General features: G+C 72.8%; 13 protein-coding genes and 1 pseudogene. 4 read left to right on the top strand and 10 right to left on the bottom strand.

Features of this window, described 5'->3' with window-relative positions; translation table 11 throughout:
- Nucleotides 1–2: 2 nt before the first annotated feature.
- From IE326_RS38190 to IE326_RS38210, 5 genes are all read right to left on the bottom strand, one after another.
- Entirely contained in the window at nucleotides 3–473 is a 471-nt protein-coding gene (locus tag IE326_RS38190; protein WP_150234648.1) for a hypothetical protein, read from the bottom strand.
- Nucleotides 474–623: 150 nt separating this feature from the next.
- Nucleotides 624–1,352, bottom strand: a complete 729-nt coding sequence (locus IE326_RS38195; RefSeq protein ID WP_150234650.1) for an IclR family transcriptional regulator — start codon at nucleotides 1,350–1,352, stop codon at nucleotides 624–626.
- Between the two features lie 194 nt (nucleotides 1,353–1,546).
- Nucleotides 1,547–2,425, bottom strand: coding sequence for a geranyl diphosphate 2-C-methyltransferase (locus IE326_RS38200; protein WP_150234652.1), 879 nt, complete (start codon nucleotides 2,423–2,425; stop codon nucleotides 1,547–1,549).
- 28 nt (nucleotides 2,426–2,453) lie between these two features.
- The gene (locus IE326_RS38205; protein WP_150234654.1) at nucleotides 2,454–3,698 is read right to left on the bottom strand and encodes a family 2 encapsulin nanocompartment cargo protein terpene cyclase; all 1,245 of its coding nucleotides are present in this window, start codon (nucleotides 3,696–3,698) and stop codon (nucleotides 2,454–2,456) included.
- Between the two features lie 110 nt (nucleotides 3,699–3,808).
- Nucleotides 3,809–5,218 carry a family 2B encapsulin nanocompartment shell protein gene (locus IE326_RS38210; protein ID WP_150234656.1) on the bottom strand — a complete coding sequence of 470 codons (1,410 nt, stop codon included), beginning with the start codon at nucleotides 5,216–5,218 and terminating at the stop codon, nucleotides 3,809–3,811.
- Between the two features lie 582 nt (nucleotides 5,219–5,800).
- Here IE326_RS38210 and IE326_RS38215 point away from each other — a divergent pair.
- Together IE326_RS38215 and IE326_RS38220 are read left to right on the top strand one after the other, a co-directional pair.
- On the top strand, nucleotides 5,801–7,288 hold the full coding sequence (locus IE326_RS38215; RefSeq protein WP_190044832.1) for a cytosine permease: 1,488 nt from the start codon (nucleotides 5,801–5,803) through the stop codon (nucleotides 7,286–7,288).
- Nucleotides 7,289–7,617: 329 nt separating this feature from the next.
- Nucleotides 7,618–7,986 (top strand): BlaI/MecI/CopY family transcriptional regulator, encoded by a 369-nt coding sequence (locus IE326_RS38220; protein ID WP_150234659.1) that lies wholly within the window; start codon nucleotides 7,618–7,620, stop codon nucleotides 7,984–7,986.
- A 39-nt stretch (nucleotides 7,987–8,025) separates the two neighbouring features.
- Here the strand turns inward: IE326_RS38220 and IE326_RS38225 are convergent, their stop codons facing one another.
- A complete protein-coding gene (locus IE326_RS38225) occupies nucleotides 8,026–9,297 on the bottom strand; it encodes an MFS transporter (RefSeq protein ID WP_229915854.1) in 1,272 nt (423 codons plus the stop codon).
- A 71-nt stretch (nucleotides 9,298–9,368) separates the two neighbouring features.
- On the opposite strand from IE326_RS38225, the gene IE326_RS38230 reads away from it, so the two are divergent.
- A complete protein-coding gene (locus IE326_RS38230) occupies nucleotides 9,369–10,397 on the top strand; it encodes a GlxA family transcriptional regulator (protein ID WP_190044833.1) in 1,029 nt (342 codons plus the stop codon).
- A gap of 32 nt (nucleotides 10,398–10,429) precedes the next feature.
- Here the strand turns inward: IE326_RS38230 and IE326_RS38235 are convergent, their stop codons facing one another.
- Nucleotides 10,430–12,670: a glycoside hydrolase family 9 protein gene (locus IE326_RS38235; protein ID WP_190044834.1), complete on the bottom strand. Its 2,241-nt coding sequence runs from the start codon at nucleotides 12,668–12,670 to the stop codon at nucleotides 10,430–10,432.
- Nucleotides 12,671–13,134: 464 nt separating this feature from the next.
- On the opposite strand from IE326_RS38235, the gene IE326_RS38240 reads away from it, so the two are divergent.
- The gene (locus IE326_RS38240; RefSeq protein ID WP_190044835.1) at nucleotides 13,135–16,530 is read left to right on the top strand and encodes a S8 family peptidase; all 3,396 of its coding nucleotides are present in this window, start codon (nucleotides 13,135–13,137) and stop codon (nucleotides 16,528–16,530) included.
- Nucleotides 16,531–16,623: 93 nt separating this feature from the next.
- On the opposite strand, the gene IE326_RS38245 is transcribed toward IE326_RS38240, so the two are convergent.
- The 3 genes and pseudogenes from IE326_RS38245 to IE326_RS38255 form a co-directional block, all read right to left on the bottom strand.
- Nucleotides 16,624–17,976, bottom strand: coding sequence for a diacylglycerol/lipid kinase family protein (locus IE326_RS38245; RefSeq protein WP_190044836.1), 1,353 nt, complete (start codon nucleotides 17,974–17,976; stop codon nucleotides 16,624–16,626).
- Between the two features lie 118 nt (nucleotides 17,977–18,094).
- A pseudogene (locus tag IE326_RS38250) lies at nucleotides 18,095–18,265 on the bottom strand (pirin family protein); the annotation flags it as partial.
- Nucleotides 18,266–18,715: 450 nt separating this feature from the next.
- Nucleotides 18,716–19,843: a tyrosine-type recombinase/integrase gene (locus tag IE326_RS38255; RefSeq protein ID WP_190044838.1), complete on the bottom strand. Its 1,128-nt coding sequence runs from the start codon at nucleotides 19,841–19,843 to the stop codon at nucleotides 18,716–18,718.
- Nucleotides 19,844–20,808 lie beyond the last annotated feature (965 nt).

Here is a 20,808-nt window from a genome sequence, read left to right on the forward strand (position 1 = left end):
GATCAGATGTCGATGACCCGGTAGCCGATGACGTAGACGCCGCCGGAGCCCTCGACGGTGCGCCACTGGGTCTCGGCGCCGACCTCGCTGCCGGTGACGAGGGTGGAGCCGAGCTTGTCGTCGCCGCCGAAGGTGTCCTTGTCCCACAGGGTCAGGGTGCGGGCCTGCTCCCTGCCGAGGATGAGCGCGGCGTTGCCGTTGCCGTCCGCCATGGAGCGGACGTAGCCGGAGCCCATCGTCTGGTAGGTGATGCCGTTGCCGGGCCAGACCTTGACGGCGTTGCCGTTGGCGTCGGTGATCTTGAGGTACGCCTCGTCGTGGTCGCCCTCGCTGTTCTGCTGGCAGTGCAGCTCGAACAGCTCGATCTTCACGTAGTCGATCGGCTCGGCGTGGGCGGTGCCGGCGAAGGCGCCGAGGGTGCCGAGCCCGAGGAGGGCGGTGGCGGCGATGCGTGCGACGCGGTTCTTGCGCATGGTGTGTCTCCCCCGAAGGTGTGCGTTCCGCTGGGTGTCTTCCGTGCCGTTCCCCCGGCACGTCCCTCACTGTGCCGGGTCCGGCCCGCCTCGTTCTACGCGCGTTCCGTTGAACGGAACGCGCGTAGAACGGAGTTGGCGGGCACCCGGTCAGGGGGCCAGCGCGACGGGCGGGACGGCCCGGTGCGGGACGCCTCTGGCCAGGGCGCGGGCCAGCGCGCTCCCGGCGTCGGCGACGGCCTCGGCGAGGGCGTCGAGCCGTCGTCCGGCCGGCACCAGGGCGGTGAGCGCGGCGACGGCCCTGCCGTCCCTGCCTCGGACGGGGAAGGCGGCGCAGCAGACGCCGTCCATCACGTCCTCGCGGTCGAGGACGGCTCCGCCCCGCAGGGGTCCGCGCAGCGCTTGCCCGGCGGCGGTGTCGAGGCGGAAGGCGGTGCCGTCGCGGACCGGCACCAGCGGCTCCAGCTCGCCCGGGGCCGAGGCGACGACGATGGCCTGGTCCTCGCGCAGGACGGCGAGGACGACGCTGGCGCCGGTGGCGGCGCGCAGCCGCTGGACCGGCAGCCGGGCGGCGAGCCGGAGGCCCGGGTGCGGCTCCCACGCCTGGCCGAGGCGGTAGAGCTCGGGTCCGACGCGGTAGCGCGAGCCGCGCCGTTCCACCGCGCCGACGGCGACGAGCTGGTCGAGCAGCCGGTGGGCGCTGCCCTTGGGCACCCCGCAGGCGAGGGCGAGTTCGGTGACGCCCGCCTCGTCGCCGCACCGGCGGAGCGCGTCGAGCAGGGCGAAGGCCCCTTCGAGCACGCCCCGGCCGCGTTCCGGCCGGTCCGGTCCCGCGGTCCGTCGCGGGTCGGCGGCTCTCGGGCTGGTCCCCTGGTCCATGGTGCGTGTCCCCCTCGTTCTTCTCCGCCCGGCCGGTGTCCCCCTTCGGCCCGGCCGCGGGCGCTTCCCCACGATGCCGCAGACCCGGACGAATCACCTAAGGGTTCGGCTCCGGTGCGTCGGGGGCGGGGCACGGCGGAGGGCCGGGCCCGCCGTGAGGGCGGGCCCGGCCCGGTGACCGGCCGCGCAGGGGATCAGACGCGGTCGGCGGCGATCAGCACGTACTGGAAGGAGCCGTCCTTGTACGACTCGATGAACGCCTCTTCGATGCCGGTGACCAGCGACGAGGTGGCGCGCAGCTCCCAGTAGGGCAGCGTGTCGGGCGTCAGGTCGATGACGGCCTGGGGCACCAGGCGGTTGTCGGCCATCGCCTTGAGGTACTCGCGGCGCGAGTGGATGTTGCACTCGAAGTGGGCGTTGATCTGGGAGACCCACTTGGAGGGCTGGCCGTACTTGGGGTTCCAGCAGCCGGTGATGGTGACGTAGCGGCCGCCGACCTTGAGGAAGCGGGAGTGCTCGGCCATCAGGTCGTCGAGGTCGACGTACATGCTGGACTCGTTGTTCCAGGAGGCGGCGATGGAGCCCTTCTCGAACGGGGTGTCGAGCATGTTGCAGACCTGGGCGCGGACGTGGTCGTCGATGCCCAGCTCGCGGGCGCGCCGGTTGCCGAACTCGGCCTGGGTGGAGGAGAGGGTGACGCCCTCGACCTTGCAGCCGAAGCGCTGGTGGGCCATGACGCTCGATCCGCCGCGGCCGCAGCCGGCGTCGACGAGGGTGTCGGCGGCGGTGATCGGGCCGAGGTGGTCGAGGAGGACCTCGGTCTGGGCGGACTCCAGCCGGTGCAGCTCGGCGATGAGCTTCTTCTCGTACTCGCTGTCCTCGGGGGTGCCGAGGGAGGCGTGGTCGACGGCGCCGATGCCGTAGTGGTGGTGGTAGAGGCCGTCCACGTCACCGAGGCGCAGGTTCACGGGCCGGGCCTCGGCGTTCCAGTACCGGGCGATGTCGCCCTGGTACGGGTTGGCCGGGCCGGGGATGAGCGCGGAGGCGTCGGTGGGGGTCAGCTCGGTGGTCACAGAGGAGTCCATTTCTCGCCGGGGTCGGTTACCAGAAGTCGGGCAGGCTGTAGCGGAAGGTGTTGGTCCGGTGCCAGTAGTGGTTGCCGTCGACCCAGGTGGCGACGCCCTTGAGGAAGCGCAGCACGGTGGGGACGGGGAGGGCGGCGGCCAGTTCGGCGGCGGCGGCCTCGAAGGCGTGCATGAGGTCGTTGTGGACCTCGACGGCCTTGAGGTAGGCGTCGCGTTCGGAGAGCTTCTCGCGCTCCGCGAGCACCACCGGCAGGTTCAGGTGGACGCCAGGGCTGGAGAGTTCCTTGGTGTAGGAGTACAGGTCGTTGACGATGGTCGTCGCGTTGCCCGCGAGGGCGATGACCCGTTGCGTCTCCGGCCGGGCGTGGAGGTCCGCCGGCAGTTCGTAGCCGCCGACGGCGTCGGTGATGGTGGGGCAGGGGCGGAAGTTGTTGAACTGGCGCATGGCCAGGTACTCCCACACCTCGGGCATGTGGCCGGTCTCGGCCCAGGCCGCCTCGGCGAGGTAGCCCATGTGGAGCCGGGCCATGTCGTGCCGGAAGCGGTCGGCCTGGGAGGGCGACGCGGCACGGACGAAGTAGTCCATGGCCGAGCGGTAGGCGCGGCGCGGGGCGTCCGCGCCGAGCGAGTCGGCCCACGCGGGGGCGTACTCCGGGACGGTGTGGAGGGGGTCGAGGGCGGTGTGCGCCATGAGGAGGCGTCCGCCGAGGCCGATCGGCGAGCCGCCGTGGTCCTCGCAGTAGCAGTCGTCGACGGCGTTCTCCGCGACCATGAGGCGGGTGGCCAGCATGAGGTGGTCGACGGTGGGGGCGTCGGGGTGGCAGGCCACCATGTAGCGCCCGACGGAGAAGCCGTCGAACTGCCCCTCCCATTCGTCCGGGTAGAGCTGGACCTCGTCCAGGGCCCAGTCCTTGATCCGGCGGCTGACCTCGTCCACCCGGACGGGGTCGGGGTCCGGGATCGGGTGGAAGTAGAGGCCGGGGACGGGTCGGCCCTCCGCCGCCGAGGGGGCGGCGGCCGGTGCGCCGGCCGGGTCGGGCAGGAGGTCCGCCGGCGGGTCCGGTACGGGGGCGGGGCGGGCGAACGAGACGGTGGTGGTGCCGAGTCCGCTGGGTCCGCCGGGGGTCCAGCGGGGTGCGTCCTGGGGCGCGGGGGCGCCGGGGGCCGGGGCGGCCAGGGCGCGGGCGAGGACGTCGGTCCCGAGGCGGGCCGCCGCGGCGGGCAGGCTCGCCGTCAGGGGGGAGGGCCCGGGGTCGGGCATCCGTGGCTCCTTGCGGGGTGGGGTGGGCCGGGGCCGTCGGGCGGGTCCGGCCGGCGGGTGCGGCCGCCGGTTCCGTCCGACGGCGGGGGCCGTGCGGCGGGCGGGTCCGCTCAGTCGCGGCGGCGGGCGATCTGCACGTTCTCCATCACGCCGAGGGCGTCGGGGACGAGGACGGCGGCGGAGTAGTAGGTGGTGACGAGGTAGGACATGATGGCCTGCTCGCTGATGCCCATGAAGCGGACGGACAGGCCGGGCTCGTACTCCTCCGGGATGCCGGTCTGGCGGAGGCCGATGACGCCCTGGTTGTCCTCGCCGGTGCGCATGGCGATGATGGAGCTGGTCTGCTCCTTGGTGATCGGGATCTTGTTGCAGGGCAGGATCGGGACGCCGCGCCAGGCCGGGACGGACTGGCCGCCGAGGTCGACGTGGTCCGGGTAGAGGCCGCGGGCGTTGAACTCGCGCCCGATGGCGGCGATGGTGCGCGGGTGGGCGAGGAAGAGCTTGGTGCCCCGGCGGCGGGAGAGCAGCTCGTCCATGTCGTCCGGGGTGGGCGGGCCGGAGTGGGTCTGGATGCGCTGCTTGAAGTCGGCGTTGTGGAGGAGGCCGAACTCGCGGTTGTTGACGAGCTCGTGCTCCTGGCGCTCGCGCAGGGCCTCGATGGTCAGGCGGAGCTGCTCCTCCGTCTGGTTGTGCGGGCCGTTGTAGAGGTCGGCGACTCGGGTGTGGATCTTCAGGACGGTCTGCGCGACGGAGAGTTCGTACTCGCGCGGCTTGAGCTCGTAGTCCACGAAGGCGCCGGGCAGCACGGCCTCGCCGACGTGGCCGGAGGACATGGCGATCTCGGCCTCGCCGTGCTTGTTCTGCGCCTGCTCGGGGAGGCTGCTGAACGCGTCGATGTGGGCCTGGAGGGCCGGGGAGCCGGCCAGCACGGAGGCGAAGTCGGCGCGGGAGAGGGTGAGGAGGGTGCCGGAGGTCTCGGCGGTGGCCGTGTAGTCCCAGGTGGCGTCGGCGTCGAGCAGCGCGTTCTCGCCGAAGCGGTCGCCGTCGCCGAGGACGGAGACGGCGATGTCTTCGCCGTAGGGGCCCTCGGCGGTCTGGGCGATGCGGCCGTGCGCGAGGAGGTGGATCTCGCCCGCGGCGTTGCCGCGGGTGACGATGACGTCGCCGGCGGAGAAGTCGCGCTGGACGCAGCGGCCGGCGAGCGCGGCGAGCACCTCGTCGTCGTCGAAGCCGCGCAGCAGGGCGAGTTCGCCGAGCTCGCGGGGGATGACGCGGACGGTGGCGCCGTCCTGCACGAACTCCACCCGGCCGTCGCCGACGGTGTAGCTCAGTCGGCGGTTGACCCGGTAGGCGCCGCCCTTGGTCTCCACCCAGGGGAGCATCCGCAGCAGCCAGCGGGAGGTGATCTCCTGCATCTGCGGGGCGGACTTGGTGGTCGAGGCGAGGTTCCGCGCGGCATCGGTGCTGAGGGACTGCTGCGGCGCCGCCGCCTGGGCTTCCGGGCTGGTGTCGACGGTCATCGGACCGGCTCTCCTTAGGAGGGTGGTGACCGGGCACGGCGGCATGCCGGACCGGTCGATGAGGAGGGTGGGGAGGAGGAACGGGCGCTGGTGATCCGGCCGTTCGTCCAGATCCGGGGGAACAGTAACGGTCCGTCAGCGCGTCCCGCCCGGAGAGGCGAGGGCCATTACCTCGATGCGGTGATCTTGTTCGACGGCCGGTTTACCCTTCGAGAGGGCTACTTTCCGCCACCGATCAGGCGCGGAAGGTGACAAGCTGGCCGGTGGAGGCTTCGGGCCCGTCCGGTCGCCCGAACGGACCACGCGCATTCCGGCCAGCTTCACCACGCCCATGCACTCTTGACAACCCGTCCGAGCCGTCACACAAGTCAATCGGGAGCGTCAACCCGGGCTCCCCACGTGTCACGGAAGCCCCGCCCCGCTCCCCCATCCCTCCCCTCTCAGCGGCCAACTCACCTCCTCCGCAGGGCTGTTCGTGGAAGCATGGCAGGGGGGCCGGCAAGGACGGCCACGGGGGACGGGGGGACACATGGGGCCGTGGTGCGCCCGCACGGGGAACGAGGACGTCCGGCGGTGGTCCCGGTGACCCTGCCGCCCGACACCCGCTACTCCAACGCCGACCTCCTCCCCGCGACGAGCCCCGAGTTCCGCTGGCGACGGCGGGACTTCGCGGCGGTCTGGGTCTGCGTCTCGTGGTCCCTGGCCTCCCTGATCCTCGCCGGGATGCCGGGGCGGGAGAGCTTCACCTGGCCGCAGATCCTGCTGATCTGCCTGGTCGCGCAGTTCGTCGTCCTGCTGCCCTCGCTGCTGGTGGAGCACGCGGGCGACCGGTACGGGCTGCCGTTCGCCGTCTTCGCCCGCAGCGCCTTCGGCGTGCGCGGCGCGGCGCTCCCGGCGCTGCTGCGGTTCGCGTCGGCGTGCGTGTGGTTCGCCTTCCAGGCGGACCTCGGGGTGTACGCGATCACGCTGCTCGCCGGGCCGATCGGGATCGGGACCGACACCGGCTCCGGGTTCGACGCCCTCGGTCTGCCCTATCTGGCCTTCCTCGCCCTCCAGCTGTGGATCATCACCCGGGGGCCCCGGGGGCTGCGCAGGTTCGCGGACCGGGCCGCGCCCGTGCTGATGGCGGGGCTGGCGGTGACGTTCCTGTGGGCGGCGGTGAACGGCGACGGGCCGATGCTGCCGGAGCCGGAGCGGGCGGTCGGCTGGGGCGCGGACTTCTGGCTCGCGGCCGCACCCGCCTTCGCCCGGACGACGGCGCTGTTCGCCGCGCTCGGGCTGTGCGTCCCCGATCTGATGCACCTGGGGTCGGGCAGCCGGCGGGAGGGCGGAGGGGAGGGCGGGGACCCGGGCGGAGCACGGACGGCCGTGGGGGTGGTCCTGCCCTTCCTGCTGACGGGGATGTTCCTCTTCACGATGGCGCTGGCGTCCCGGACCTCCTACGACCCTCGCGGGGACGGCTTCCTCACCACGCACGCCCTGGAGGAGATGCCGGGCGGCACGGTGCTGGCCGCCGTGGTCCTGGTCTCCGCCACCCTGTGCAGCAACCTCGCCATGAACCTGGTGCCCGCGGCGTACGACCTGTCGAGCACCGCCCCCTCGCGGATCGGCTTCCGGCTCGGGGCGGTGCTGGCGGCCCTGGCCGGGACGGGGATGCTGTGGTGGGCCCGGAGCAGCGGCAGCGAGTACGAGGTGAGCGCCTGGGCGAACCTGACCGAGGGCTTCTTCGGGACGGTGGCGGGCATCCTCGTCGTCGAGTACTGGATCGTGCGCCGGACCCGGCTGCTCCCGGACGAGCTGTACCGGGCGGGCGGCGCGTACTGGTACGCGGGCGGCTGGAACTGGCGGGCGGCCGTCGCGCTCCTGGTGGGCGGCGTACTGGCGGTGGGCGGTTCGCCGGCCCCGACGGACCAGGGGGGTTCCGGGGAGCCGCTGGTGTCGTTCCTCGCGCCGCTGGACGACTTCGGCTGGGTGGTGGGGATCGTGGTCTCGGGCGGGCTGTACGCGGCGCTGACGCTGCGGGCGCGGGCCGCCGCGGGCGCTTCCCCGGCCGGGTCCGACGCGGCCTGACGGGGTCCGGCGGAGGCCCGTACGGGCGGGCGTCGGGCGTCTGCACAGGCGGGGCGGGGGCAGGACTGGGCCCGCGCGCACAGACTCCGCGGGCGGGCGGCTCCACGATGTCCCTGGCCACGGCCGCGAGGACGCGCGGCCGTACGGACCCGCAGAGGAGTTCCCATGCCCGTCGCCGTACCGGTTCCCCCGCCAGGTCCCGTGCCGGCTTCCGCACCGGTTTCCGCACCTGCTTCCCCGTCCGCCTCCGTCCGCCCCCCGCCGCGAGCGGCCCGACTACCATGAGGCCGGTCGCGGCACGGGGATCTGCGGAGAGGGCGGGGACACGCATGCGTCGGCTCGGGGAGCTGGAGGCGGAGATCATGGACCGCTTCTGGAGGTGGCGGCGCCCGGCCACCGTCCGCGAGGTCGTCGACGACATCAACCGTCATCGCGACGTCGCCTACACCACCGTCACCACGGTGACCGGCATCCTCTTCCACAAGGGCCACCTCACCCGGACCCGCGAGGGCCGGATCTGGCTCTACCGGGCCGCCGCCACCCGCGAGGAGTACGCCGCCGCGCTCATGGAGGACGGGCTCGGCGCCAGTGAGGACCGGACGGCCGCCCTGGCGCACTTCGTGGAGCACCTCGACACCGACGGGCTCGCCGCGCTGCGCACCGCGCTCCGCGAGGCCGACCGGCGGACCGGGGGCTGAACGCGGCTCGCCGCGCGACCCCGGCGCCCGGGGCCCGGACTACGGGGCCGCGCGGCGCAGGGTGCGGACGGCGGGGACGGCGAGGAGGGCGGCGCAGCCGGCCACGCAGGCCGCCGCCGCGAGGAGGAGCAGGTGGTGCGGGGCGGCGAGGGCGGCGGCCGGACCCGCGAGGAGCTGGCCCAGGGCGATGCCGGAGACCGAGCCGGCCAACTCGTAGGCGGTGACGCGGTTCAGGACCTCGGGCGGGGTGTGGGTCTGCACGCTGGTCGCCCACATCACCGACCAGAAGGCGAGGGCGGCGCCGCCGAGGGCGTGGCCGGCCAGCAGCACCGGCAGGTCCGCGCCGAGCGCCACGCAGAGCGGGAGCGCCGTGTAGAGGCCCACCGCCGCCGCGCCGGCGGCGAGCGGACGGGCCGGGCGCAGCCGGAGGGCGAGCAGTCCGCCGAGGACGGTGCCGGCGCCGAGGAAGGAGACCGCGAGGCCGTACGCGTCGGGGCCGAGGCGGGCGCCGATCAGGGCCGCGCCCAGCGGGACCAGCGGGCCGAAGACGAGGACGCCGCAGACCATCCAGACGAGGATGACCGACCACATCCAGGTGCGGGCGCGGAACTCACGCCAGCCCTGGCGCAGGTCGGCGCGGAGCGAACTCCCGCCGGAGCGGCCCGAGTCGGGGGCCGCGGGAGCTGCGGGGGCGATCCTGACCAGGGCCAGGCAGAGGGCGCTGAGCAGGAAGGTGGCGGCGTCGATCGCGTAGACCGCCCCGGCGCCGGTCACGGTGATCAGCAGGCCCGCGAGGGCGGGGCCGAGGAGGTGAGCGAAGGCGTCGGCGACCTTGAGGACGGCGTTGGCCCGCTGCGGTTCGCGGGCGACGAGCGGGACCATCCCGTTCACTCCCGGCAGGAACATCGCGACGGCCGCGCCGGCCAGGGCCGCCATGGCCACCAGCAGCCAGAAGGGCGGCCGGCCGGTGAAGAAGGCGACGGCCAGGGCGCCTTGGGTGCCGACCCGGACGAGGTCGGCGCCGACCATCATCCGGCGGGCGCCGAAGCGGTCGGCGAACACCCCGCCGAACAGGACCAGGAGGACGAAGGTCCCGGTCCAGACGCCGAGGACGAGCCCGACGCCGAGGACGCCGTACAGCGCCCCGACGGCGAGGGCGGTGGCGACGGGCATCATCGCGTCGCCGAGGAGGGAGACCGCGCGGGCGGTGAAGTAGAGGGCGAAGCGCCTTTCCCAGAGCGGGAGTCGGGGCGCCGGAGGGTCCGGGAGGGGGGTCCGCTGTCCGGGCCGGGAACGGTCGGTGGTGGTCACCCGACCGATGCTGGTCCGGACCAGGAGGCCGTCCCAGTGTCCCGAACGACACGATGGGGTACTTTCGCGCCATGACGCCCCGCCCGCAGCCGAAGCCCGGGAAGCTCCCGGTGCCGTCGAAGCCCCCCGCGCCCCCGGAGCCGCACCGGGTGGTGGCGCTGGTCCGGTCCCCGCAGCCGGTCTTCCCGCTGGCCTGCGCGAGCGAGGTCTTCGGGGACCACGGTCCGGCGGTCCCGGTGCGGTACGCCTTCGAGGTGTGCGCCGAGGCCCCCGGGGCCGTCCGCACCGACGCCGGTTACGACATGCTGGTCACCGCGGGCCTGGAGGCGCTGGAGCGGGCCGACACGGTGCTGGTGCCCGGCGGGCGGTGGCCGGCCGGCGAGGAGGTGCCGTCCGCCGTGGTCGCGGCGGTGCGGCGGGCGCACGGCCGCGGGGCCCGGATCGTCGGCGTCTGCGCGGGCGCCTTCGTGCTCGCCGCCGCCGGACTCCTCGACGGGCGGCGGGCCGCCACGCACTGGGAGCGGGCCGCCGAACTGGCCTCCCGCTTCCCCCGGGTCCGGGTCGACCCGGCGGTGCTGTACGTGGACCACGGCGACGTCGCGACGAGCGCGGGCGCCGCGGCGGGCGTGGACCTGTGCCTGCACCTGGTGAGCGCCGACCAGGGCGCCGCGTACGCGACGCGGGTCGCCCGGCGGATGGTGACGCCGCCGCACCGGGAGGGCTGCCAGCTCCAGTACGCCGAACCGCCCGCCGCCGGGCCGGTGTCCGACTCGCTGGCGCCGCTCCTGGACTGGCTGGGCGAGCGGCTGGAGCAGCCGGTCGGCGTCGCCGGCATGGCGGCGCGGGCGGGCGTCTCGCCCCGGACGCTGACCCGTCGCTTCGGCGAGCAGCTGGGGATCAGTCCGGGGCGCTGGCTGCTCGACCGGCGGATCGCCGCCGCCCGGGCCCTGCTGGAGGAGACGGACCTGCCGGTGGAGACCGTCGCGCACCGGGTGGGCCTCTCCTCGGCGGTCAACCTGCGGCGCCGCTTCCACGAGGCCCTGCACACCACTCCGGCCGCCTACCGGCGGGCCTTCCGCGCGGAGCGGGACCGGGCCTGACCGCCCGGTCCCGCCTTTCCTCCCGGGTCCTTTCAGCCCTGGTCGGCGACGTAGGAGGCCATCCAGGCGAGGGCGGCGTTCCAGTTGATGGTGAGTTCGTTGGTGGACCAGGACCGGATGTCGTCGATGTAGCAGAACTGGCCGACGCAGCCCTTCAGTTTCTCCTGGGCGAGGGGGTCCTGGATGCTGGAGTTGGCGCCTCCGGCGAGGGAGCCGGCGGGCGGCCGGGGCGAGGCGGGGTCGAGCTGGCGGGCGTACCAGCGGCTGTGCTGGTTCTGGGCGCTCACCTCGCCGTAGCCGGTGACGTAGGAGACGTTGAGGGCGTTGCGGCCGAGGACGTAGTCCATGGCCTGGACGGCTCCGTCGCGGTACTTCGCGTCGCCGGTGAGGTCGTGGGCGGTGGCCAGGACGACGGCGTTGTTGAGGACCTGGTGGGTGGAGCCCCAGTCGTACCGCTGTCCGGCGGGGGCGTACGGCATGCCGTAGGGGTGGGCCCTGAGGGTGGCGAGGTAGCGGTCGGCGCCGGCGCGGACGGAGCGGCGGACGGCGTCGCGGCCGGGGAGGCGGCTGGGGACGGTGGCGAGGTCGAGGCGGGCGGGGACGGCGGTGCTCGCCCAGTCGAAGGCGACGGGGCCGAAGACGTCGGCGGTGTGGACCGGCGAGGTGAGGACGTGGTCCTTGAACTCCCGCTCCCCGGTGGTGAGGTAGAGCTCGGCGGCGGCCCAGTAGAACTCGTCGGTGACGTTGCCGTCGGGGTAGGCGCCGCCGCCGGTGCCGTCGGCCTCGGAGGCGAGGACGTCGGGGTGGGCGAGGGCGGCGGCCCACGCCTTGCGGGCGGCGGTCAGCGCGGTGGCGGCGAAGCGGCGGTCGTAGGGCTCGTAGAGGCGGGCCGCCTGGGCGGCGGTGGCGGCGAGGTTGAGGGTGGCGGCGGTGGTCGGCGGGTGGAGTTCGCGCTTCTGCGGGTCGGCGGAGGGCAGCAGCGGCAGGCCGGTCCACTGCTCGTCGTGGATCTTGTGGTGGGCCATGCCGGCGAGCGGTTCGCCGTCCGGTACCTGCATCTTGAGCAGGAACTGCAGCTCCCAGCGGGCCTCGTCGAGGATGTCCGGGACCTTGTTGCCGCTCTCGGGGAGGGCGAGGGAGCCGTCGCCGAGCCGGTCGGCGTCGCCGGTGCGGGCGTGGAGGGCGCGCTCGTGGGTGCTGAGGAGCTGCCAGACGGAGATGCCGCCGTTGACGACGTACTTGCCGTGGTCGCCGGCGTCGTACCAGCCGCCGGTGACGTCCAGCGTGTAGTCGCAGACGCCGGGCTGGCAGGGGACGGCGCCGTCGCCCTGGTTGGGCGCGACGTCGACGTGGCCGGCGGCGCGGCCGTAGCCGGGGCGCAGGTCGTCGCGGATCGGGGTGCCGCTGCGCTGGGTGTAGTAGAACTTGGCCGCGTCCAGGCTCAGTTGTTCGTAGGCGGCGGTGCCGATGTCGAAGGGGCGGCTGGTCTCGCCGTCGACGGTCAGGGTGAGGCCGGTGCCGGGGGTGCGGCGGGCACCGAAGTCGATCGAGTGGACGTTCTGGCCGGAGGAGGCGTCCACGCCGCGCGGGACGGTCCGGCCCCGGGCGAGGACGGCGCCGGAGGCGGCGCGGAGCTGCCAGGGGAGGGGGGTGGTCGCCTCGGTGACGAGGGTGGCGTTCTTGGGTCCCCGGGGCAGGTAGGCGATCTGGTTGACCCTCACCCGGGGTCCGGTGTCGGGCTCGTGCTTCTCCGGGGGCACCCCGCCGAGCAGCGAGACGTCGTCGAGGCAGAAGCGCCAGGGGTCGGCGGCGCCGCCGAGCTGGAAGGCGAGCTGGCCCTGGGCGGTGCCGGCCGGCGCGGTGAAGGTGTACGTGTAGGTGTCGCCCGAGACGTCGAGCTGGGGCACGACCTCGTGGTAGGCGTCGTACGGCGGGACCTGGAGGCCCACGACCGCGCGGACGCCGTGCCCGGCGGGGGCGCCCGACGCGCGGAAGGAGACGCGGTACGTCTCGCCCTCGGTGAGCGCGAGGTCGTTCTGGCCGACGGCGGCGTCCCAGCGGTTCACGGTGCCGCCCGGCACGTCGGCGCAGAGTCCGCCGCCGTCCGGTCCGGCGGTGACGCCGCTCGTCCACCAGGACTCGGTGCCGGCGTCGAAGGTGCCGTTCCTGATCCGTTCGACCTCGTCCGCTCCCGCCGGTCCTGCGGGCACCGCGGCGAGTCCCGCCGCCAGCAGGGCCGTCAGGGAGAGCAGGGCGGTTCTGCGTCTGTTCACGTCCGGGCTCCTCGGGGTGGGGGGCGACGCTCCTATGGGAGCGCTCCCATGCGGGTGGTGGACATCCTTGTGGCCGGAACGCGGGGGCGTCAACGGTCCGGACGGGACCAGGCTCTCCCGGCCCGGTTACGGCCAATCGGAGACGGGCGCTCCGGCCGCGCGGACGCCGGGGCCCGAAAACCGTGCGGGGCCTGGGCACCGGGGGCCCTTCCGGCCGCCGCCGTCGCACAGGCATCGCACGGGTGTCACGGCTTCGTCACACTCCTGTCGTCGCCCCATCGAACTCGCGTCCTCCGGCGTGGCCGAAAACTAGGTGCTCCAACCCTGCTCCCCGGGGCCCTCGTTGATCACACCTCACTGACCTCACATACTGCGCTGACCGACAGCGGGCGCCTTCCGCGCCGCTGGCCGGAAACGACCGATCGACATCGTCCCAAGCTCCTGGGGGAGACTTGCGCGCACACGTGCAGAGAGCACGCGCCCTCACCATCGCGGCGGCCACCTCGGTGGCCCTTCTGGCGGGCATGACCGGCCCCGCCGGCGCGATCGCCACGAACGCCACCGGCACCGCGAAGCACACGAAGGACGCGACCGGGGCGGCCGCGTCCGGCGTCGCCCGGGTCGGCGGCGACCGCCGCGTCCCGCTCGTCACCGGCGACCACGTGGTGGTCGACGCCGAGGGCCGGATGGTCCGCTTCGAGGCCGCCGCGGGACGCGAGCACATACCCGTGGAGGTGCGGCGCACCGGCGACCGCACCCTGGTGGTGCCCGCCGACGCGCAGCGCCTGCTCGCCGAAGGCCGCCTCGACCAGCGGCTCTTCGACCTCGGCGTCCTCGCCGACCCGCGGCTGCGGCGCAGCCACGGCTCCGGGCTCAAGCTGATCGTGCGGTACGAGGGGGCCGCGGGCGCCGCGCGGACCCAGCTCCGCTCGGCGGGCGGCGCCGAGGTCCGGCGGACCTTCCCGGCCCTCGGCGCCGACGCCCTCCTCGCCTCCCAGGACGACCTGGCCCGGGTGTGGGAGGCGCTGACCGACCGCCGGAAGGCCGGCGCGCGGACCACCGCGACCGGCATCGGCACGGTCTGGCTGGACGGGGTGCGCGGGGCGAGCCTGGACCGCGGCGTCCGGCAGATCGGCGCCGACCGGGCGTGGGAGTCCGGCTACGACGGCACCGGCGTGAAGATCGCCGTCCTCGACACCGGCGTCGACAGGACCCACGAGGACCTGAGGTCCCGGGTCGTCGGCGAGAAGAACTTCTCCTCCTCCCCCGACGCCGTCGACCGCGTCGGCCACGGCACGCACGTCGCGTCGATCGCCGCGGGTACCGGCGCCCTGTCCGGCGGCCGGTACAAGGGCGTCGCGCCCGGGGCCCAGGTGATCAGCGGGAAGGTCCTCGACGACGAGGGCTTCGGGGACGACTCCGCCGTCCTCGCCGGCATGGAGTGGGCCGTCGCCGAGGGCGCCGACGTGGTCAACCTCAGCCTCGGCAGCAGCGACAGCCCCGGCGTCGACCCGCTGGAGGCCGCCGTCGACCGGCTCTCCGCCGAGAAGGGCGTCCTCTTCGCCGTCGCGGCGGGCAACGAGGGCGAGTCCGGCCCCTCGTCGATCGGCTCGCCCGGCAGCGCGGACGCCGCGCTGACCGTCGGCGCGGTCGACCACGAGGACCGCCTCGCGCCCTTCTCCAGCACCGGGCCCCGGGCCGGCGACGGCGCCGTCAAGCCGGACGTGACCGCCCCCGGCGTCGGCGTCACCGCGGCCGCCGCCCCCGGCAGCGCCCTCGACACCCGCCCCGGCGTCCCGCACCCCGCCCCGGGCTACCTCCAGCTCGACGGCACCTCCATGGCGACCCCGCACGTCGCCGGCGCGGCCGCGCTGCTCAAGCAGCGGCACCCCGACTGGAAGTCCGCCGAGCTGAAGGGCGCGCTGACCGGCTCCGCCGAGGGCGGCGCCCACACCGCCTTCCAGCAGGGCTCGGGCCGCATCCGGGTCGACCGGGCGCTGGAACAGACCGTGATCGCCGAGCCGGTGTCGCTGAACTTCGGCACGGCCCGCTGGCCGCACGCCGACGACCCGACGGTGACGCGGAAGCTCGTCTACCGCAACCTCGGGACGGCCGACGTCACCCTCGACCTGTCGGTGTCCACCCTGGACCCGGCGGGCCGCCCGGGCCCGGCCGGCTTCTTCTCCCTCGGCGCCCCGAAGGTGACCGTGCCCGCCGGCGGCACGGCGGAGGTCGACCTCGTCGCCGACACCCGGCTCGGCGACGCCGACGGCGCCTACTCGGGCCACGTCACCGCGACCGGCGCGGGCCTGTCCGTCCGCACCGCCGCCGTGGCCGTGCGGGAGGCCGAGTCGTACGACCTCACGCTCCGGACGCTGGGCCGCGACGGCGCCGACGCGCAGAACTACACCGCCACCCTGACCGGCGTCTCCGGTCCGGCCGCCGGCTTCCAGCTCCGCGTCGACAGCGAGCCGGGCAGCCGTACGGTCCGCGTGCCCAAGGGCTCGTACACCCTCAACACGGCCGTCTACGAGGACCCTTCGGACTACGCGAAGGGCACCGACTGGATCGCCCGGCCGCGCCTCGACGTCTCCGCCGACACCACCGTCACCGCCGACGCGCGCACCACCGCGCCGGTCGACCTGACCGTGCCCGGCATCGACCGGGCCGACTACGCGGGCACGTACTACGAGCTCGACACCGAGATCGGCCGGGTCGGCAACGGCTGGGTGCTCCGCGGCTTCACCGGTTTCCGGACGGCCCACCAGGGCCCCGCCGTCACCGACGGGTCGCTGCTCCAGACCTGGGACGCGCACTTCCTCAAGGGCGACACCGAGCAGTACGCGGTGGCCTACGGCGGCCCCGTGGAGAAGGTCGCGACCGGCTACACCAAGCACGTGGAGGCCGGCGACCTGGCCACGGTCCGGGTCGGCCTCGGCGCCTCCGCCGCCGGGAAGAAGGCCCTCGCCTCCCCCTACGCCCACCTGCCCGGGGCGCCGGAGGGCAACGGCTTCTCCGCGATGCAGCCGGCGCCGGGCGTCCGCACCTTCCACGTCTCGACCGAGGACGGCGTGGAGTGGCTGACCCGCTTCAACCAGCTGGGCGCGCCCGACGAGTGGGGCTACCCGGCCTTCGAGGGGAGCCACGAGATGGCCCGGCCGAAGCGCTACGAGGCGGGCCGGACGTACCGGGAGGACTTCAACACCGGTGTCGCGGGGCCGCTGCTGGGCGAGGGCATGGGCTTCTTCCGCACCGCGCCCGACCCGGAGACGGGCGAGCAGCGGATCGTCGGCGCGGTGCCGCTGTTCGCCGACGGCAAGGGCCACCCGGGCGCCACGGCGTACACCTCGGCGACGACGACGCTGTACCGCGACGGGGTGAAGGTGGCCGAGAACGGCGACCCGCTGAGCGGCGGGGAGCCCTTCGCGGTCGGCTCCGGCGAGGCCGAGTACCGTCTGGTGACCTCGGTGGAGCGGGCGGCCGACGTGGCCGGGGCGTCCACCCGGGTCGAGACCGGCTTCGCCTTCCGCTCGAAGGAGGTCGCGGACCTCACGGCGCTGCCGGTGTCCACGGTCCGCTTCGCGGCCCCCGTCGACCTCGCCTCGCGCGCCCCGGCGCACGCCTGGGTGACGGTCCCGGTGACCGTGCAGGGCGCGGCCGCCGGTCGCAACCTCAAGTCGCTCTCGGTGTCGGTGAGTTACGACGACGGGAAGACGTGGAAGCCGGTACCGGTCACCGGCGGCCGGATCCTGGTGAAGAACCCGGCGAAGGACGCCGGGATCTCGCTCTCCGCGAAGGTCACGGACAGGCGGGGCAACGTGTCGACGGTGTCCCTCCGGAACGCGTGGCTCGGCAAGTGAGCTGATCCGCACGGGAGTCGCACGACGCACGACCGCCGGGCCGGTGTCACCATGTGGGGTGGTGGCGCCGGTCCGGCGGCTTTCGCGGGCCGGTCAGCCGGAAGCGGTCGTCCGGTCCTCGCGGCCGAACGCCAGGTCGAGCACGCGCCGCCAGTCGACCGCCGGCCGGGGCGGCGCGACGCCCGGCCGGTCGCGCGGGACCACGACCCGCAGGGCGCCCGGCTTCAGGGTGCAGACGACCGGGGTGGGCATCCGCAGGGCCTCGCCGTCGACGGCGACGGGGATCTCGTCCGTACCCTCCGAGGTGACTTCGACGCGGCGGGCGCTCAGGACGCTCAGGCCCGTGGACTGGGCGCCCCGGACGGCCAGGTCGGCGGCCTGGGTCGCGTCCTCCACCCGGACGCCGAGGACGCCCAGTTCGCCGTCGTCCAGACGGGGGCGGCGGGCGCCGCCGATGAGGTCGTCGGGCGAGACGTAGGGGTTGTTGCTGACCAGGACGGCCTGCTGGGCCGTGAGCGCCGTGCCGTCGACGCGGGCGTCGACCCGCTGGACCCGGTCGCCGAAGAGCAGGTCGGGCATGAGGCCGAGGGCGGTGCCGGTCTTGTCCTCGCGGTACTCGGGACGCTGCACGACGTCGGCGTAGACGCCGAAGGAGACGGTGTTGACGAAGGGCCGGCCGGAGACGTCGCCGAGGTCGATGCGGAGTTCCTCGCCGTCGGTGAGCGCGTCCAGGCAGCGCGAGGGGTCGTCGCGGTCGAGGCCGAGGTCCATGGCGAAGTGGTTGCGGGTGCCGGCCGAGATCACCAGGAACGGCAGGCGGTGCTCGGCGGCGACCCCCGCCACCAGCGCCTGGGTGCCGTCGCCGCCCGCGACGCCGAGCAGGTCCGCGCCCTCCCCGACCGCCTCCCGCGCCAGCGCGGCGACGTCGGCGGGGACGGAAGGATCGAGCAGGTACACCCGGGCGCCGAGCTCCTCGGCCCGCTCGACCAGGTGGAAACGGCCGACCTTCCCGTCCCCCGACTTCGGGTTCATGATCAGGAAGGCGTGCCGGGGCCGGGCGGCGGGGACCGCGGGAGTGGTCCGCTCCGGACGCGCCCTGCGCAGCGCCGCCCGCGCGCAGGCCAGCGTCGCGGCCCAGCACAGGACCATGACGAGGGCCGTCAGCCACAGCCCGTCGTACGTGTAGAAGACCAGGACGGCGGCGGGCGCGAGGACCACCAGGAGCGCGCCGAGGAGGCGCACGGCGCCCCGGTGCGCCAGGAACCACCAGACGCCGACGGCGCAGAGGACGACGCCCAGGAGCCCGGCCCCGATGACCGCGAAACCACCCTGGCCCATCGCGATCAGGAGCACGGCCAGCGAGCCGATCGCCGCGAGCACGGCGAGGCGTGCGAGGAGCCGCGCTCCCCGGCCGCTTCCGGAGGCCGATTCCCGCTTCCCGCCCATGACCGCTCCCTCTCCACGCCGCGCGACCCGCGCCCGGCCCCGGGGCACCAGCTTGCCCGCGCGCCCGCCGGAGGGCACTTCGGCGGGGCCGCGCGGGTGAGGTGGAGGCCCGTCCGGGTCAGTTCGGGTTGCGGCGGGGCTTGAGCGGGACGGTGGGGAGCTCGGGGGCGGGGAGGCGGTCGCCGGGGTAGCCGGTGACCGCGCCGAAGCGGTCGGAGGCGGCGGCCCAGTCCTCCCTCGCCTGCCGGATCTCGGCGTCGGTGCGGGCGATGAAGTTCCACCACAACACACCTCGTTACGGCGTCTCCGCAGGTGAAAGCCACATCGAAGCGGCCGAGGTCAGCAAAAGGTCAGCATCGTTCCCACTTCCGACCAGCGCGGCGATACACAGGGCGAGGCCAGCCAGGTTGCCTATCAGCGCCTGCCGGCTTCTACGGGCCTACCGCCAGGGGACCACGCTCGTCTGCGACTGCGCTCGTCCGACACCAGGTCCCCACGGCCCCGAGGGCCCAGAGGGCCCAGAGGGCATCGAGGGCATCGAGGGCATCGAGGGCATCGAGGGGAGGATGTGGGCAAGGGGCCGGCTGTGGAGCGCCGAGGCTGAGCCGAACGGCAGACATCCTGCAAACCGGCGGCGTACGCGCCAGCTGTGTGCCGTCCAGGCCACCCACCGCATTCCCTGCTGCTGCCCCAACGAGTGCAGGTCCTCGCACCCTGACAGGTGCTGCTCGGCGCCGAACTACGCCGCCAGGCCGATGTCCAAGATCTTGGCTGCGCTTCCGATCGACCCAGGCATCAGATGCCTGTAGGTCTTGAAAGTGACCTCGATGCTCTTATGACCCATCCACTCGGCCACGTCGGTAATGGGTATCCCATGGGATAGACAGTTAGAGGCGAAGAAGTGACGGAACCCATAGGGGGTCATCCCTTCCGGGATCTGCACCTTTCCATCGGCCTTAATTCTCCGCCACCGGTTCTGCAGGAAATAAAAAGGGAGGGGCCCAGACGGGTCCTTTGGATTCCTGAGCAGATACCCATCGACAGCCCCGTATTTCTCTACAAAGCCATCGACCGTCGCCTTGACCCTCGCCGGGAGCGGAACATCCCGATACTGCCCCTTTTTCCGATGCTTGAGGGGCGCATAACCTCCTGTCGTCTGATTTACTTGCTCACGCACACGATAGACATCGTCAGCAACGATATTTTTCACGTTAACCGCCAGCGCCTCTCCGTTCCGGAGCCCACACCCGCTCATCATGTCTGCCACGAGCCTGAACACGTCATCGCCGGCGGAGCGGATCTCACGGAGCTCAGCAAGAGAGGGAATGACGGCACGACTGGCGTCACATTGGGGGGGCTTCACACCTTCTAGAGGGCTATCCTCATACAATCCTAGGCGGTGCGCGTCAAGTAGGATCATTTTCAGTTTGTCAAACGCATTCGATTGAGCGGCCAAGCCGACTCCGTTGCGCTCCATGGACCGGATAAACCCCTCTACCACTTTATGGTCGAAGGAATCCATACGCCGACTCGCAAGTGCCGGAAGGAGATGGTGCTGCAGTAGAGACTCGAGGTGACGCACAGAGGAAGGAGAGAGGTGGCGCTGCCCTTCTTTCCACTCCGCAACATATTCCTCAAACCTCATGTCGCCGTACTTTTGAATTCTCTCCAGCTTGCTTTGACCTATACGCCGAGAGTTTTTTGCGTTATAGATCTCGGTAAGGCGATCTATAGCCCTCTTCTGCGTCGGGAAGCCGGATTCTTCGACCTGCCTTCCCGCTGCATTTCGATATCGAATCTTGTACGGGTGCGGACACTTCGGCCAGCCAGACTCGGAGTGGACACACTCCTTGAAGAAGGTCCCCATACCGCGCACTAGCGCCCTGCTCAAGCGGTTACCCCAATCTCATTTTTTCCAGCACCCGAAAGGGTTCACGGCATTCGCCGCTGGTCAGCCCACCGCTTGACCTCATTTACTTCAAACTGGATCTTCGCGTTCCTCCCCGAACCGAATTTGTACCCCCGCAATCCGCACCTAGCCGAGTCGCGATACACCCAGGAAAGTGACATGTTCAAAAATGCAGCCGTCTCACGGGCATCCATGTATCGCCGGTCCATGATTCTCCTTCTCAGTCGATTCAACACAGGTTCGGCTGCGCGTAGCCGACTCAGGAGGTAATGGTCTGCCACCTTCCCCGGTTTCGGAAACCGGGGAAGGTCCGCTATATTGCGCCCAGCGTTCAGCACCCCGTCAGGTCGCGAGGCTGTACCGGCAAACACCACCATGAAGTTGGCGGCGGGACAAGAACCCGTCCTTCGCCAGACGCTCAAGGTCAACCTGGGCTGTCGACGTTGAACAGCCAACAGCCCTCGCTACCTGGCCAGCCGTCACTTCCGGGTGATTCGCCACCCACACAAGGGCCTTCTGGCCGCGCAGCAGAGCCTGCTGCTTCTGGGTAACGACGAAAAGCCCAGCAGCGCAGAGGCAAAGACATAGGGCAGTCGAGACGCTGACGAGGTCGCCCTGCAGCGATGCCGTAACGGCGTTCGTTGCCCCCATCACGAAGAGGACGGGGGCAACGTATCGAAGGCGTCCGAAATGGGTCAGGGGAATCTCCTAAAGGGCTGGGGCCACCAACTGGCGGCCGATAAATCGGAGGTGTGTAGATTGCCATCCGGATGCGCTCTATTCCAGTCCTGTTCCGAGGGTTCCTGTCTGCCGAGAGCGATACCGACTATTGCCCGTTTTCTCCTAACCGTCTGGGGCGATCGCCATGTTCGCCATGTACGTCTCCCTGGCGGTCCGTGAACGTCCCCGGGGCCCGGGGGCGG

Source organism: Streptomyces filamentosus (genome assembly GCF_014654895.1).
Lineage (GTDB): Bacteria > Actinomycetota > Actinomycetes > Streptomycetales > Streptomycetaceae > Streptomyces > Streptomyces filamentosus.

Bases quoted from the DNA above. Each gene is read 5' to 3' on its own strand.
- IE326_RS38190 (WP_150234648.1), bottom strand. From the start codon at position 473: ATGCGCAAGAACCGCGTCGCACGCATCGCCGCCACCGCCCTCCTCGGG.
- IE326_RS38195 (WP_150234650.1), bottom strand. From the start codon at position 1,352: ATGGACCAGGGGACCAGCCCGAGAGCCGCCGACCCGCGACGGACCGCG.
- IE326_RS38205 (WP_150234654.1), bottom strand. From the start codon at position 3,698: ATGCCCGACCCCGGGCCCTCCCCCCTGACGGCGAGCCTGCCCGCCGCG.
- IE326_RS38210 (WP_150234656.1), bottom strand. From the start codon at position 5,218: ATGACCGTCGACACCAGCCCGGAAGCCCAGGCGGCGGCGCCGCAGCAG.
- IE326_RS38220 (WP_150234659.1), top strand. From the start codon at position 7,618: ATGCGTCGGCTCGGGGAGCTGGAGGCGGAGATCATGGACCGCTTCTGG.
- IE326_RS38230 (WP_190044833.1), top strand. From the start codon at position 9,369: ATGACGCCCCGCCCGCAGCCGAAGCCCGGGAAGCTCCCGGTGCCGTCG.
- IE326_RS38245 (WP_190044836.1), bottom strand. From the start codon at position 17,976: ATGGGCGGGAAGCGGGAATCGGCCTCCGGAAGCGGCCGGGGAGCGCGG.
- IE326_RS38255 (WP_190044838.1), bottom strand. From the start codon at position 19,843: ATGGGGACCTTCTTCAAGGAGTGTGTCCACTCCGAGTCTGGCTGGCCG.